Source organism: Albibacterium sp. (assembly GCF_035514885.1).
Taxonomy (GTDB): Bacteria; Bacteroidota; Bacteroidia; order Sphingobacteriales; family Sphingobacteriaceae; genus Albibacterium.
In genome coordinates, this window is the sequence record NZ_DATJCH010000012.1 from 394708 (window position 1) to 408972 (window position 14265).

The 14265-nt window shown below is 35.3% G+C and carries 16 protein-coding genes and 1 tRNA gene; 10 read left to right on the forward strand and 7 right to left on the reverse strand.

Going from position 1 to position 14265, the window contains the following annotated elements; all coding sequences use genetic code 11:
- Positions 1–42: 42 nt before the first annotated feature.
- Positions 43–729 (reverse strand): (d)CMP kinase, encoded by a 687-nt coding sequence (gene cmk / locus VL047_RS05655; protein ID WP_325359124.1) that lies wholly within the window; start codon positions 727–729, stop codon positions 43–45.
- Between the two features lie 50 nt (positions 730–779).
- Here cmk and arfB point away from each other — a divergent pair, with 50 nt between their 5' ends.
- From arfB to VL047_RS05685, 6 genes are all read left to right on the forward strand, one after another.
- Positions 780–1187 carry an alternative ribosome rescue aminoacyl-tRNA hydrolase ArfB gene (gene arfB, locus VL047_RS05660; protein ID WP_325359125.1) on the forward strand — a complete coding sequence of 136 codons (408 nt, stop codon included), beginning with the start codon at positions 780–782 and terminating at the stop codon, positions 1185–1187.
- Between the two features lie 105 nt (positions 1188–1292).
- Entirely contained in the window at positions 1293–1694 is a 402-nt protein-coding gene (locus VL047_RS05665; protein ID WP_325359126.1) for a cytochrome c maturation protein CcmE, read from the forward strand.
- Between the two features lie 63 nt (positions 1695–1757).
- On the forward strand, positions 1758–4214 hold the full coding sequence (locus VL047_RS05670; RefSeq protein ID WP_325359127.1) for a heme lyase CcmF/NrfE family subunit: 2457 nt from the start codon (positions 1758–1760) through the stop codon (positions 4212–4214).
- An 11-nt stretch (positions 4215–4225) separates the two neighbouring features.
- Positions 4226–5002, forward strand: coding sequence for a Rossmann-like and DUF2520 domain-containing protein (locus VL047_RS05675; RefSeq protein ID WP_325359128.1), 777 nt, complete (start codon positions 4226–4228; stop codon positions 5000–5002).
- 38 nt (positions 5003–5040) lie between these two features.
- A complete protein-coding gene (locus tag VL047_RS05680) occupies positions 5041–5562 on the forward strand; it encodes an HAD-IIIA family hydrolase (RefSeq protein ID WP_325359129.1) in 522 nt (173 codons plus the stop codon).
- Positions 5563–5565: 3 nt separating this feature from the next.
- On the forward strand, positions 5566–6165 hold the full coding sequence (locus VL047_RS05685) for a Maf family protein (RefSeq protein ID WP_325359130.1): 600 nt from the start codon (positions 5566–5568) through the stop codon (positions 6163–6165).
- 14 nt (positions 6166–6179) lie between these two features.
- On the opposite strand, the gene VL047_RS05690 is transcribed toward VL047_RS05685, so the two are convergent.
- A complete protein-coding gene (locus VL047_RS05690; RefSeq protein ID WP_325359131.1) occupies positions 6180–6506 on the reverse strand; it encodes an SRPBCC family protein in 327 nt (108 codons plus the stop codon).
- Positions 6507–6570: 64 nt separating this feature from the next.
- Complete coding sequence (gene pyrE / locus VL047_RS05695; RefSeq protein ID WP_325359132.1) at positions 6571–7233, reverse strand: orotate phosphoribosyltransferase; 663 nt, start codon at positions 7231–7233, stop codon at positions 6571–6573.
- 22 nt (positions 7234–7255) lie between these two features.
- Between pyrE and VL047_RS05700 the strand changes: the two genes are divergently transcribed.
- The gene (locus tag VL047_RS05700) at positions 7256–7840 is read left to right on the forward strand and encodes an NUDIX hydrolase (RefSeq protein WP_325359133.1); all 585 of its coding nucleotides are present in this window, start codon (positions 7256–7258) and stop codon (positions 7838–7840) included.
- On the opposite strand, the gene coaD is transcribed toward VL047_RS05700, so the two are convergent.
- Genes coaD through VL047_RS05715 form a run of 3 tightly spaced genes read right to left on the reverse strand, consistent with a single transcriptional unit; the run spans position 7837 to position 9659 of the window.
- On the reverse strand, positions 7837–8310 hold the full coding sequence (gene coaD, locus VL047_RS05705) for a pantetheine-phosphate adenylyltransferase (protein ID WP_325359134.1): 474 nt from the start codon (positions 8308–8310) through the stop codon (positions 7837–7839). The genes VL047_RS05700 and coaD overlap by 4 nt on opposite strands.
- 3 nt (positions 8311–8313) lie before the next feature.
- The gene (locus VL047_RS05710) at positions 8314–8850 is read right to left on the reverse strand and encodes an RsmD family RNA methyltransferase (RefSeq protein ID WP_325359135.1); all 537 of its coding nucleotides are present in this window, start codon (positions 8848–8850) and stop codon (positions 8314–8316) included.
- Entirely contained in the window at positions 8841–9659 is an 819-nt protein-coding gene (locus VL047_RS05715; protein ID WP_325359136.1) for a DUF3822 family protein, read from the reverse strand. The genes VL047_RS05710 and VL047_RS05715 overlap by 10 nt, the downstream gene beginning before the upstream one ends.
- A 29-nt stretch (positions 9660–9688) precedes the next feature.
- Here VL047_RS05715 and VL047_RS05720 point away from each other — a divergent pair, with 29 nt between their 5' ends.
- From VL047_RS05720 to VL047_RS05730, 3 genes are all read left to right on the forward strand, one after another.
- Complete coding sequence (locus VL047_RS05720) at positions 9689–11137, forward strand: ATP-dependent DNA helicase (RefSeq protein WP_325359137.1); 1449 nt, start codon at positions 9689–9691, stop codon at positions 11135–11137.
- 87 nt (positions 11138–11224) lie between these two features.
- Complete coding sequence (locus VL047_RS05725; protein ID WP_325359138.1) at positions 11225–12469, forward strand: pitrilysin family protein; 1245 nt, start codon at positions 11225–11227, stop codon at positions 12467–12469.
- The gene (locus VL047_RS05730; protein ID WP_325359139.1) at positions 12462–13739 is read left to right on the forward strand and encodes a pitrilysin family protein; all 1278 of its coding nucleotides are present in this window, start codon (positions 12462–12464) and stop codon (positions 13737–13739) included. The genes VL047_RS05725 and VL047_RS05730 overlap by 8 nt, the downstream gene beginning before the upstream one ends.
- Positions 13740–14173: 434 nt before the next feature.
- Here VL047_RS05730 and VL047_RS05735 read toward each other — a convergent pair.
- Positions 14174–14256, reverse strand: a tRNA-Leu gene (locus tag VL047_RS05735).
- Positions 14257–14265: the final 9 nt, after the last annotated feature.

A 14265-nucleotide genomic window follows, 5' to 3' on the forward strand; every position in this document is an offset into this window, starting at 1 on the left:
GTAAATTTTAATATATTATTGAAATAAATTGAAGAGAAAATCTTATTTTTTAGAGGACAGAACTTTTTTAACCTCATTAATTACGAAGTCTAATTGCTGTTCTTGATCTAAGTTGGTATTATCTAGTACGATGGCTTCTTCCGATTTAATTAAAGGACTCTCCTTACGGGTAGTGTCTTGATAATCGCGACGTTTCAGATTATCGAAGACTTCTTCCAGGGTTACATTCTTACCGGCAAGTTGTAATTCCTTGAAACGACGAGCAGCACGTATCTCGGGATTAGCTGTCATGAATATTTTAACTTGGGCATGAGGGAAAACTACTGTGCCAATATCTCGCCCATCCATTACTATATTCTGATCTTCTGCCATTTTTTGTTGTTGTACAACCAGTGCATTACGAACCTCTTTAATAGAACTAACTTCACTTACTAACTCTGAAACATTCATCTCTCTGATTTTAGAGCTTACATCTTTGCCATTTAGTAATACGATTGTTTTATGATCTTTCAGTTCAAATTTTATTACGATTTTAGAAAGGTTAGATTTAATCTTTTCAATATCATTAATAGAAATATGGTTTTCTATAAGATATAAGGTCAAAGCCCTATACATAGCTCCACTATCTATATATATATAATTTAACCGGTTTGCCAAAGCCTTTGCAACTGTACTTTTGCCACAAGAAGAATAGCCGTCTATGGCAATAATGATATTTCTTTTATCCATCGATAAACAAAGATAGTATTTTACTAGAAATGTATATTAACTTTGATCACATGAGCTTTTTAAAAGAGGACCTATTACCTTATATATCTTTTAAGACTTCCAGAAGCGGTGGAAGTGGTGGACAGAATGTAAATAAAGTCTCAACAAAGGTTGAGCTTTTGTTCGATCTATCGAAGGCATCTTTGTTTTCTGAAGAGGAAAAATCATTGATTTCAAAAATGTTACAATCGCGAACTCGATCTGAAAATTACATTCAAATAATTTGTCAGGAAAGCCGGTCGCAATTAGATAATAAAGAATTAGCATTAGATAAACTTGCTCTTCTTATAAAACAAGCCTTGATTGTTCGGAAACCAAGAAAAGCTACCAAGCCAAGTAAGAAATCAGTTCAGGCAAGGCTTGATAAGAAGAGAAATCAAGCTCTGAAAAAGATAAATAGGAAGATAAACTGGGATTAAAACTCAATTATTTAGAATAATTCTTAATATGAGCGTAAGTTTGTAATCTTCGTGCTTTTGACTTTGGTTTTGTATTTTTGCAGTTAAACAATTTATCGGATAACTATGAAAAAAAGTTCGATCTTAGGAATAGTAGTAATTGCTGTTTTTATCGCAATAATCATTAGTATTTACGGAGATTCAAGTACCTACGCTTCGTTTGATGAAGCCCAAGAAACAGAAGCTGAATTGCACGTTGTAGGTCAATTGAATAAGGAAAAAGAATTGGTATATAATCCAACACAAAACGCCAATTACTTCTCATTCTATATGCTTGATGAGCATGGTAAAGAATGTAAAGTCGTTTTTCAGGGATCTAAACCTCAGGATTTTGAACGTTCAGAGCAAATAGTTCTTACAGGAAAAATGGTAGGAGAGGAGTTTCATGCCAGTAAAATTTTAATGAAGTGCCCTTCAAAGTATAACGATCAGCAAATCGAAGTAACAGAAGCAGTCGCTACTTCATAAGTTTAAAATTATCGGTTTAGTATCTGCATCTAACCTGCAGATTTAAAATTATATTATTATTTAATGGATATCATTTATCAAGGTGAAAGCCTTTTGCCTGGTCAGTTGGGTCAGTTCTTTATTGTATTGACGTTCGGAACCGCTTTACTGTCATTTATAAGTTATTTTTACGCTACTATAATTAAAGGCGAGCCTGCAGCTCTTTCTTGGATGAAAATTGCCAGGATAGCTTTTTGGATTAACCTTATTGCTGTTATTGGTATTGGTACCAGTTTGTATTATATCATTTATAATCATCTTTTTGAATATAACTATGCGTGGGCACATTCGTCGACCATTCTTCCTACCCATTATATGATTGCGAGTTTTTGGGAAGGACAAGAAGGAAGTTTTTGGTTATGGATGTTCTGGCAAGCATTACTTGGTGCTGTGTTGGTGTTTAGAGCAAAGACTTGGGAAAGTCCGGTTATGACAACCGTTATGCTTTGTCAGCTTGTATTAGCGTCTATGCTATTAGGAGTAGAGTTTTTTGGAGAACGAGTAGGCAGCTCTCCATTCATTCTCTTAAGAAATGCAATGGAAGCTCCAATATTCTCGAGACCAGATTATTTGTCGATGATAGCAGATGGAGAAGGGTTGAATCCTTTGCTTCAAAATTATTGGATGGTAATTCATCCGCCAACCTTATTCTTAGGTTTCGCATCCATGATTGTTCCTTTTGCGTATGCATTTGCTGGGTTGTGGCAAAGACGTTATAATGAATGGGTAAAGGTTGCCATGCCATGGGCATTATTCGCAGTGATGATTCTGGGTGTGGGTATTATTATGGGCTCTTTCTGGGCTTATGAAGCATTAAACTTCGGTGGTTTCTGGGCTTGGGACCCTGTGGAGAATGCTTCTATTCTTCCTTGGTTTACATTAATCGCAGCGGTACACGTTCTTTTAGCGTATAAAAATTCAGGCCATTCTTATTTTACAGCTGCCTTTCTGGTAATGATTAGTTTCGTATTAGTTATCTATGCCTCTTTCTTAACAAGAAGTGGTATTCTAGGTGAAACCTCAGTACACTCATTTACGGATTTAGGTATGTTCTGGCAATTAGTATTGTTCAATTTCATCTTCTTAGGTCTGATGATCTGGGCACTTGTGAGCCGTTGGAAAGAGTTACCTATAACTAAAAAGGATGAAGAGACATACTCAAGAGAGTTTTGGATGTTTATCGGATCAATGGTGCTTTTAGTAGCTTGTATCCAAATCGTTGCAAGTACTTCTATTCCTGTATTCAATGCTATCTTTGGAACTAAAGTAGCACCTCCTGTCGATCCGATAGCTCATTATAATAAGTGGCAAGTTCCATTCGCGATTGTGATTGCAATTTTATCAGCTACTGCTCAATTCTTTAAATACCGTCGAACTGATATCCATAAATTCTATAGAAATATATTGAGTTCTTTAATAGTCGCTATAATTGCAACTATTGCGGTGGTTTTTATAACAAAGGTTTATACAAACTTCATGTATATTCTCTTAACCTTTGCAGCTGTATTCTCCATTGTGGCCAATGCAAAAGTACTTGGAGATGCTTTTAAAGGAAAGTGGAAGTTAGCTGGATCAGCTGTTGCGCATATCGGTTTTGCTTTACTTTTAATCGGAGCTTTAGTAGCAGCTTCTACTGAAAATGTAGTTTCTAAAAATAGTACAGGAGTAATTGCTGTCGAAGGTTTTGACGCAGTTGAAACGCCAGGGGATAACTTATTTATGTATATAAATGAGCCTATTCAAATGGGTGATTATACGATTACCTATGTTGGTGATAGTATAGATGGAGTAGATGTATACTATAAAGTGAACTATGTCAGAAAGGACGAGAAAGGAAATATTAAAGAAACTTTCCAATTAACTCCTCGAGCTCAACAAAACCCTAAAATGGGATTAGTGGGCACACCAAGTACAAGACATTACTTACATAGAGATATTTATACCATTGTAACTGCTGCACCAAAAATTGAGACGTTGCTAAATAAAGATGAACATGTCGATCATGAAGGACATTCAGCGTATGAGAACTATGAAGAGCCTATGACCTATGAAGTAAGTGTAGGTGATACGCTTCGGTATCGCAGTGGTTTTATAATTGTTAAAGGTGTAAACCGAAATGCCACTATTCAGAATATCCCGGTGGGAGAGAATGATATTGCTGTTGGATTAACAGTAGAGGTTCATGCCATGGATGATAAGACTTATACAGCAGAACCTGTATATCTGATAAAAGGAAACTCGGCATATGACTTTGAAAAGGATGTGGATGAAGAAGGCTTAAAATTCAGATTTACGAAAATTATTCCAGATGCTAATAAGTTGGAATTGATGATATATCAAAAACCACCAGCAGAAAAGAAATGGATTGTAATGAAAGCCATTGAATTTCCATTTATTAATTTCTTTTGGGCAGGTACAATCATTATGACAATCGGTTTTATTCTCTCCATATTCAGAAGAAATAAAGAAATAAAAGAGTAAAAAAGCATTAGATGAAAATTGTAATCCTTGGAAGTGGAAATGTGGCAACCTTATTAGGTACATCTCTTTCGGAAGCGGGTTATAATATCATACAAGTATGGAGCAGAAAACTGGAGCATGCAAAAGCTTTGGCTAAACAGCTCCATACTGAATTTACAAATGATATTGATCAAGTGATAGATTCGGCCGATTTGTATATATTATCGGTTGCTGATGATGCTATTTCCTCCGTAATTTCCAAAATGAAGCCTATCAACGGAGTAATAGTGCATACTTCGGGAAGCACTTCAATCGAAGTTTTTGCAAATAGGTTTTTACATTATGGCGTGTTTTATCCTTTTCAAACCTTTTCAATGGGCAAGGATGTTGACTTTAAAGAAATCCCTGTTCTAATAGAAGGCTCAGAACCAGAATCTATATCTACAATAAAATCTATAGCTTTATCCATCTCAGATAATGTGCAAGAATGTAGTTCCGACCAACGTAAAGTATTACACATAGCAGCCGTGTTTGCTTGTAATTTCACAAATTACTTTTATACAATCTCTCAAAATCTTTTGAAAGATCATGGCTTAGACTTTGATTTAATCCGTCCGTTGATTTTAGAGACAGCTCTTAAAGTTCAGGAGATTATGCCAAGTGAAGCTCAAACAGGACCTGCTGCCCGGAATGATGTAAATGTTATAAAGAGTCATCTACAACAGTTAGAAAATGAACCGCAGCTTTCGGCTGTGTACCGTTTATTAAGCGATCAAATTATCGCCCTCTTCAATAAAAAAAATTCCTAATTCTTGGATATTTCTTAAAAAGACCTCATTTTGTAATCATGATATTATTTGATCAACTTAAGAGAGTTAAAGCTTTCGTCTTTGATATAGACGGGGTTCTTACCAATGGAGAAGTTTTGGTTACAGAAGAAGGTGAACAGCTTAGATCTTTTTATATAAAGGATGGTTATGCTTTGCAGCTCGCAGTGAAACAAGGCTATCCTATTGCAGTTATTACCGGTGGAAAGTCTTTAGGTGTAAAATTCAGACTTGAAGGTTTAGGGATAAAAGATGTATTCATTGATATCTCAAATAAAACATTGGTTCTCGAACAATGGATGAAACAGAACAATATTCAAGCTGAAGATATACTATATATGGGAGACGATATACCAGACATACACGCGATGGAAATGGTTGGCTTAGCTAGTTGTCCTGCCGACGCTGTAGAGGATATTAAAGCCATTTCCCACTATATCTCGTCAAAAAAGGGAGGAAAAGGGGCTGTGCGCGATATCATTGAAAAGGTTTTACGCTTACAGGATAAATGGAATCTTGATTCAAAAGTTAAAAGTATATAAGCAATGAATTTATTTGATATTATACAGAATACTAAGATTATTTTAGCTACTAATTCCCCGCGAAGAAAAGAACTTCTAACACAATTAGGTATTCCTTTTGAGGTTAAATCCAAAGAAATTGATGAATCTTACCCTAAAAGCTTTCGCCCCGAAGCCGTTGCTGTTTTTATAGCAGAAAAAAAAGCCAACTCATTTCTTGAAACTTTAAAAGATGAGTTATTGATTGCAGCAGACACCATTGTTTCAATTGAAGATGAGATTTTTGGGAAACCGAAGGATCACACTGAGGCTATAAAGATGCTACATAAGCTGTCTGGTAAAGCTCATGTAGTAATTACAGGGGTTGCACTTTTATATAACCAGAAGATCTATTCCTTTTATGAAAAAACGACTGTGCATTTCAAAGAATTAACAAACGCAGAAATAGAATACTATATTAATGAATATAAGCCGTTTGATAAAGCGGGCGCATATGGAATTCAAGAGTGGATTGGAATGGTTGGTGTTACCGGAATAGAAGGATCTTACAGTAATGTTGTTGGCTTACCAACAGCCAGGTTATATCATGAGATAGGCTCTTTTCTAATGCAAAGTAAAAATTAGCTTCTAATTAAGAATTAAGAAAAAAGCTCGGTTAACCTCTTTGTCTGAAAGTCGATAAGTTTTTGTAAGGGACCTGATGCCATCATCTTCATCATCATATTCAATTCAGCATTTAATTGCAGCTTAACTTCAGTTTTTCCATCTTTTGGCTCTAATATCCAGTTTAAAGATATATCAAATGGAGTTTCACTCTCAGGTACAAATCGGATTTCTGAATTTTCTTTACGTGCTTTTACCTTTAATGCCAGTTTTGACATATTCTTGATGGTAAAATTAGCTTCGTCCTTAGTAGAGCTCCAGTCATAAACATTGTCGGTTGCAACTTCTCGTGATTGTTGCAATTTTCAAGAAATGCATACACTTCTTCGATTGGTTTAGTTAGTGTTGTCCTACTTTCGAAAGATGTCATATTTCTAATTCACTTATATTATTGCTCCAATCTTCAGGATTCAATCGCCATTCTTCTAATAAAGCTACATCTGATTCATTGATATACTGATTGTCAAATGCATATTTAATTAAAGTCTCATAATTTGAAAGACTGATTAAGCGGCATTTTGCTTCCTTAAAATTTTCTTCAGCAATGGGTAAGCTATAGGTAAATATCGAAACCAATCCTACTACATTACAACCTACATCTCGTAAAGCCTGTACTGCTTTTAAGCTGCTTTTACCTGTTGAGATTAAGTCTTCAATAACAACCACACGTTGTCCATCTACAACTTCACCTTCAATAAGATTTTGTCTGCCGTGGCTTTTTGCATCCGACCGTACATAGGTGAAAGGTACACCAAGGTCTTGTGCTACTAAAACTCCTTGAGGAATGCCGGCAGTAGCAACTCCTGAAATCATATCTATTGATCCAAATTCTTCATGAATAACCTCCGAGAACTTTTGTCGAATGTACGTTCTTATTGTTGGATAGGATAAGGTTATCCGGTTATCGCAATAGATAGGTGACTTTAAGCCAGAAGCCCACGTAAAAGGATTTTTTGGTTCTAGTTTTATTGCTTTAATTTGCAATAGAAATTCTGCTATTTTTTGTTCAATCTCACTCATGTGATCCATGCCGCAAATCTATAAAATTTATATGAACGAATCAGCTTTGATTCTAACTCATTTTCACAAAACATCTTTTAGTTTCTCTCAAAATATTGACATACAAGATTTTGATATAAAAAACCTTTTTCAACAAATTGTAGAAAATAACCTACAACAGACTTATATCCTTCGAACAAATGATCCTAAAGCAGCCCTAAAGGAAATAAAAAAAGCCGTTAGAGTCATCAAGGCTGCCGGCGGACTTGTTAAAAATGCTAATTCTGACTATTTGTTTATTAAAAGGTTAGGGAAATGGGACTTACCTAAAGGAAAAGTTGAGGAGGGTGAAAAAATGCGCGAGACAGCAGTCAGAGAAGTGGCAGAAGAATGCAGCATCGAAATCGACTTCTTAGGAAAGAAAATTCAGTCGACCTACCATGTTTATATTTTGAAGGGGGAATTTATCCTTAAAAAAACAAACTGGTATGAAATGGAGATTAATAGTGTTCCAGATTTAGTGCCACAGGCTGAAGAAGATATTACTGAAGCCAAATGGGTAGCTGTTAAGGATCTGCAATTAATTCGAGATAATACATATCCGCTGATTAAAGCCCTAATCGCTGATTTAGGTTAAACTTTCGCCATAAGGTCTATTACCTCTTTTGGAACCAGTTTACTTAAATTGCCTCCATTCCTATAAATCTCTCTTACAATTGTAGAGCTAATGTGTGAAAAGCCCGGACTGCTTATTAAAAATATAGTTTGCACCTTATCGTCTATAAGTTGGTTGTTTTGAGATATAGGTTGTTCATACTCAAAATCACTAACACTCCTCATGCCTCGTAGAATAAAATTAGCATGTACTTTTTTACAATAATCGATAGTTAGTCCTTCGTAACTATCAATTATAATTTTATCCTTCTCAGTCAGGAATATTCTCTCTAAAATCTGTCTTCTTGTCTCGTAAGATATAAAGGGTTGCTTTGCACTGTTCACTCCAATAGCAATGTGAATTTTGTCAAATAAAGGCATTGCCCGCTGAATAATGTCAATATGAGCATTTGTTATCGGGTCAAATGATCCTGGAAAGACAGCTGTTTTCATATCTTAGGTTTGAGTGAAAAAACTAAAAGAGGTTTGTCCGTATTTTCGTTTCTCAGTAAAGTTTGCATGATTAGAGAAGTTTTGATAGCTAGGATGTTCAAGTATCAATGATCCATTGGCTTTCAAAAGCTTAGTATTAAAGATTCTATTAGGTATTTCAGATAGTTCAGCTAAGTCATACGGTGGGTCTGCAAAAATCAAATCAAAAGGTTCATGTGTTCTCTCAATAAATTTAAATACTCTATCCCTTACAACTTTCACTCCCGGTAATTTAAATTCATCTACCATAGAACTTAGAAAAGCACAGCATTTAAAGTTCTGATCTACTGAGACTAAATCTGTAACACCTCTCGAGGCAAACTCTAATGTTATGTTTCCTGTTCCGCTAAACAAATCTAAGACCCTGATGTCCTCAAAATTCAGTCTATTACTTAGTACATTAAATAATGCCTCTTTAGACATATCAGTTGTTGGCCTGACCGGCAATCCTTTTGGAGGATCAATTTTTCTACCTCTTAAATCTCCAGAAATTATACGCATCCGATGCCTCCAATTAGAAAGTTGAGGTTAGAATACTCCTTTTGACCAATTAAATTCAAATTTCCATGACTAGGGAACGAAAGATTGTGACTGTATTTCGATAAACGTTGATAGTAATCATCTCCTTCAACAATGTTTCCCCATAAGTAGAACTGTGTTAATGCTGGAGTTAACTCTAATTTCTCAAACAGTGTTAATAAAAAGAAATTGAATTCATCTGCAGTAGAACAATTAAACTGGCTATAGAATTTAAGTTTATTGTCTTCTATCAAAACTACTTCATAAAAATCAGCAAAGAAATTTAACCCTAAAACGGTTTTATATTGCACTTTCATATCGGTTAAATAATTAACCATTATTTTAGTGGTGGGGATTAATTCTACACCTCTTAGAATAGATAGCCAAAACCTTTGATCTTTACGAGGTGAATAGCTTATGATACATTCCTGTTTACCAATTAGTGACTTGAACTGGTGCAGTATGGCTTCTTCTTCCAATAATTGGTAAGGAAGAGTCAATAACTGTAAAGGAACATTAGCATCGTCATCATAAAGATCCAGAGGTATTAATGATACCGATTCTGGAGCAACTATTAAATAAGTTTTAAGAAAGCGTAGATTTAGAATTCCTGCTTTACCTTTAAAAAAGTCTTCCGTGGGTTTTTCCTGTATTAACCGTATGTTGTTATGTTCATCTATAATAGCAATCTGTGAAAGGTCTGCTTTTGGATGAATAAACAATTTGCAATTCAAGCTATTTTCCTGAATAAACTTTTCTTCTGCTTTTAATAATTCTGATTGAGTTTCCATTCTTAACAAAAATAGCTTTTACAATCGATTTGGCAAACCTTTTCATAACTTTGGATGTGATTAAAGCAGAACTTTTTAAACAATACTTTCCAAATAAACCCACTAAGCACCAACAAGATGCATTTGAACTCCTTGCAGTCTTTTTAAATTCGCCTGAAAACCTATCTTGTTTTGTATTAAAAGGTTATGCCGGAACAGGGAAAACTAGCATTATAAGCGCGCTCGTAAAAGCATTGCCTCAAATAAAGATGCGCTTTGTTCTTTTAGCACCAACTGGGCGTGCTGCTAAGGTAATCACCTCTTATTCCAATAAAAACGCATTAACAATTCATAAAAAGATCTATCGGAAAAAAGTAGCAGGTACGCCTGATATGGATTTTGCCTTATCAGAAAATAAACATACAGATACCATGTTTATTGTAGATGAGGCTTCCATGATTTCTAATGAGCGGACTGGCTTTTCTCGACAAAGCTTATTGGAGGACTTAATAGAGTACGTTTATAATGGAGAGAACTGTAGACTAATATTGGTAGGTGATACAGCCCAGCTTCCTCCTGTAGGCTTATTAGAGAGCCCTGCATTGTCGTCAAAAACTTTAAAGGCATTATTTAGCCTAAATGTGTTTGAAATTGAATTAACAGAGGTTGTAAGGCAAGAGAAAGCTTCCGGCATTCTCTATAATGCGACGATGATCCGTAACCTGATACTTAATAATTCGAATGAGCAAAAAACATATCCATATCCTCAGTTCTATGTAAAGCCATTTAAAGACATCTATAGGATGACCGGAGAGCGATTAATTGAAGGTCTGGAATATGCCTACAATAAATATGGTCTGGAAAATACACTGGTTATCTGCCGGTCGAACAAGAATGCTAACCTGTATAATCTTAATATTCGAAATAGGATACTTTATCGCGAGGAGGAATTAACCGGTGGAGATTATATTATGGTTGTTCGGAATAACTATTTCTGGGTTGATGATAATCAAAGCCAAAGCTTTATTGCTAATGGCGATATGGCCAAAGTAACAAGAGTAAGTAATATTCATACCCAATTTGGATTTCATTTTGCAGATGTAAGTCTAGAATTTGTAGATTCAGATAGTGAGGCATTAAGCTGCCGCGTTCTGCTGGAAACACTCTATGCAGATAGTCCAAATCTTCCTGCAGCAGATCAACAGAGATTGTTTGAAGCAATCATGGAGGATTATATGCACCTGCCGACAAAAAGAGATAGGATTCAGGCATTAAAGCAGGATCCGTACTATAATGCACTGCAAATAAAATTTGCAATGGCAGTTACTTGCCATAAAGCGCAAGGGGGGCAGTGGGAAGCTGTATTTATAGACCAGGGCTTTCTTACAGAAGAAATGCTGAATACTGAATTCATGCGTTGGTTATATACAGCCTGCACACGTGCAACTAAAGAGTTATTTCTTTTAAATTTCGGAGATGCCTTTTTTGTTGAAATGTAATAAATTGTCTTAATCAACCATATTGTCCTTAATCTTTCCTTATTTAAGTAAATTTGCTGGATTCAATGTTAAATAGAAATACAAATCATGGTAAAATATAATCGATTCATATTAAAAAACGGCCTCAGAGTTTTGGTTCATGAAGATCCCTCAACTCCGATGGCCGTTATGAATATTCTTTATGATGTCGGAGCACGCGACGAAGATGAAGATCAGACAGGCTTCGCACATTTATTTGAACATCTTATGTTTGGTGGATCGGTGAATATTCCACAATATGATAAACCATTACAATTGGTTGGTGGTGAGAATAACGCGTTTACAAGTAACGATATAACTAACTATTACATTACATTGCCAGTCGTAAACCTAGAAACTGCGTTTTGGTTGGAAAGCGATAGGATGTTAAGTTTAGCTTTTAGTGAAAGAAGTTTAGAAGTTCAACGAAATGTAGTCTGCGAAGAGTTTAAACAACGTTACCTGAATCAGCCCTATGGTGATGTTTGGTTGAAATTACGGCCATTAGCCTATAAGAAGCATCCTTACAGATGGGCTACCATTGGAAAAGAACTTTCTCATATAGAAAATGCAAAAATTGAAGATGTGAAAGCTTTTTTTAAGAAGCATTATAATCCACAGAATGCTATTTTGGTAGTAGCCGGGAATGTTAAAACCGATGAAATAAAAAAATTAGCTGAACACTGGTTTGAAACCATTCCTCAAGGAATAAAATATGAAAGAGATCTACCTGCAGAGCCTAAACAATCGGAGGAGAGAAGGGAAGTTATACATTCTGATGTTCCTGCAAATAGCATCTATATTGCTTTTCATATGGCATCAAGAACGCAAAGAGAATATTATATTGCTGATTTAATTTCGGATCTTTTATCACAAGGGCAGTCTTCCCGCTTATATCGTCGTCTATTGAAAGAGCAAGAGATTTTTAGTGATATTCATGCTTATATTACCGGGAGCATAGATGCTGGGTTATTTATTATAGAAGGAAAGCCTTTGCCTGGTGTATCTATAGAAACTGCAGAAGCTGCCATTTGGGATGAACTAGAAAAGATGAAATCCGAATTCGTTTTGGACTATGAACTCGAGAAAGTGAAGAATAAGATGGAATCCACAATGGTTTTTTCAGAAATGTCAATTCTAAACAAAGCCATGAATCTTTCTTATTTTGAATTATTGGGTGATGCAGAAGGAATTAATAAAGAGACAGAGAAATATTTAGCTGTTTCTGTTGAAGATATTCGAAACACAAGTAATGAAATCTTTAAGAAAGATAATTCGTCAACTTTAATTTACTTAGCTCCAGACCATGCTTAATAGAATCAATCCACCCACTTTTCATCCAATTGAAAGTGTCAATATAATTTCTCCGGAATCATTGAAACTATCCAATGGTTCTAATCTTTTTATGTTTAATGCCGGCGATCAGGAACTTGTTCGCATTCAATGGGTATTCGAAAATGCCGATTTTCAGGCCAATACACCCAATATAAATTCTGCACTTAGTGCGATGTTGTTGGAGGGAACCTCTAAATATTCCAGTGCACAGATTGCTGAAAAGGTTGACTTTTATGGAGCCTATCTTTTTCCTGAATACAACTATGATCAAACAACCTTAAATCTGGTTACTTTAACGAAGTATTTAGATAATCTATTACCTATTGCTCTTGAAATATTAAATGATGCAATATTTCCTCAGCAGGAATTAGATACCTATAAACGCAACTCAAAGCAGTCTTTGAAAATAGCTTTAGAGAAAAACGACTATTTAGCCAGACGCCAGTTTAATAACACTCTTTTTGGAAATAGTAATTACGGTTATATTCAAAAAGAGAGCGATTTTGATCAATTAAATCGTGCTGATTTGATAACGCTTTTTAAACGACAAATAATTCCTGCTAACTGTACAATATTTGTTTCAGGAAAGATCTCAAATGAAACAATAAATTACATTAGCAATACCATTGATAATAATTGGAGAAAAACCGCAGAAGTACCATCCTTGTCTATGCCAGTATTTAATGCAGTACCCGCGCAGAAGGTTGTGATGGAAAGGGAGAGGGGCGTACAATCTGCTATTCGTATCGGACAATTAAGTATTCAGCGATCTCATCCAGACTTCCCAGCTTTACAAGTATTAAACACAACTTTGGGAGGCTATTTTGGTTCACGTTTGATGATGAATATCCGCGAAGATAAAGGTTATACGTATGGGATCGGATCGGGCTTAGGTTCTTTGAAGCATACAGCATTCTTTACAATATCGTCTGAAGTTGGAACTGAAGTTTGTGCCAACACGTTGAAAGAAATCGAATTTGAGATTAACCGGTTAAGAACTGAGGAAATTTCTGAGGAAGAGTTAACCCTGGTTAAGAATTATCTGTTAGGATCCATGTTAGGAAGCCTGGAGGATGTTTTTTCACATACGGATAAGTTTAAACAAGCTTACTTCTCAGGTCTTACACTCGATTATTTTGATTACTATACTCAGCAAGTAACGGATATTACACCAGAAGCTTTATTGAATCTCGCTACTGAATATTTAGACTTTAATAAAATGATTCAAGTAGTTGTAGGAAAGATTTAAGAAAATAGCAATAATAGTTTAATATAAATGCGGATTACATACCTAAATGTAAGTATATCTATATATTTTGTCGTTTAAATTCTCTTTTTATAAATTAATTATATACTTTCGGATGTTTTTGTTAGAAATTTTAGCCCTGATGTACAATTGAGTGCATTTGGGGCTAAATATTTCTTTTCTCATCTCTTCCTCTTGTCTTTCTTGCAATTCTTCTCATATAAAAGTTCAAACCAGTATTCTTATGATCTCGTTTTCCAGATAACAGATAATTTTCCTTTAAAATTGAATCCTTAACAGAATAAGACACTGAATATAATTTTATTCGATCTCAAAAAGTGATAATGGGACTGTTCAAACCTTATTCATGCTGAAGGATAGTTTGAATAGTATTAGAATGAAAAGTGAATTGTAAATAATGGATAGAAGGAGTAATGTACCCGGGAGCAGATTCGAACTGCCACGCCCTTTGGGCGCCACCCCCTCAAGATGGTGCGTCTACCAATTTCGCCACCCGGGCATTAAACAT

Excerpts from the sequence above, each read along its gene's own strand:
- pyrE (WP_325359132.1), bottom strand. The coding sequence starts at position 7,233 with ATGGATCACATGAGTGAGATTGAACAAAAAATAGCAGAATTTCTATTG.
- VL047_RS05710 (WP_325359135.1), bottom strand. The coding sequence starts at position 8,850 with ATGCGTATAATTTCTGGAGATTTAAGAGGTAGAAAAATTGATCCTCCA.
- VL047_RS05730 (WP_325359139.1), top strand. The coding sequence starts at position 12,462 with ATGCTTAATAGAATCAATCCACCCACTTTTCATCCAATTGAAAGTGTC.
- VL047_RS05715 (WP_325359136.1), bottom strand. The coding sequence starts at position 9,659 with ATGGAAACTCAATCAGAATTATTAAAAGCAGAAGAAAAGTTTATTCAG.
- VL047_RS05665 (WP_325359126.1), top strand. The coding sequence starts at position 1,293 with ATGAAAAAAAGTTCGATCTTAGGAATAGTAGTAATTGCTGTTTTTATC.
- VL047_RS05700 (WP_325359133.1), top strand. The coding sequence starts at position 7,256 with ATGAACGAATCAGCTTTGATTCTAACTCATTTTCACAAAACATCTTTT.
- VL047_RS05685 (WP_325359130.1), top strand. The coding sequence starts at position 5,566 with ATGAATTTATTTGATATTATACAGAATACTAAGATTATTTTAGCTACT.
- VL047_RS05670 (WP_325359127.1), top strand. The coding sequence starts at position 1,758 with ATGGATATCATTTATCAAGGTGAAAGCCTTTTGCCTGGTCAGTTGGGT.
- VL047_RS05725 (WP_325359138.1), top strand. The coding sequence starts at position 11,225 with ATGGTAAAATATAATCGATTCATATTAAAAAACGGCCTCAGAGTTTTG.
- coaD (WP_325359134.1), bottom strand. The coding sequence starts at position 8,310 with ATGAAAACAGCTGTCTTTCCAGGATCATTTGACCCGATAACAAATGCT.
- VL047_RS05675 (WP_325359128.1), top strand. The coding sequence starts at position 4,226 with ATGAAAATTGTAATCCTTGGAAGTGGAAATGTGGCAACCTTATTAGGT.
- cmk (WP_325359124.1), bottom strand. The coding sequence starts at position 729 with ATGGATAAAAGAAATATCATTATTGCCATAGACGGCTATTCTTCTTGT.
- VL047_RS05680 (WP_325359129.1), top strand. The coding sequence starts at position 5,041 with ATGATATTATTTGATCAACTTAAGAGAGTTAAAGCTTTCGTCTTTGAT.
- arfB (WP_325359125.1), top strand. The coding sequence starts at position 780 with ATGAGCTTTTTAAAAGAGGACCTATTACCTTATATATCTTTTAAGACT.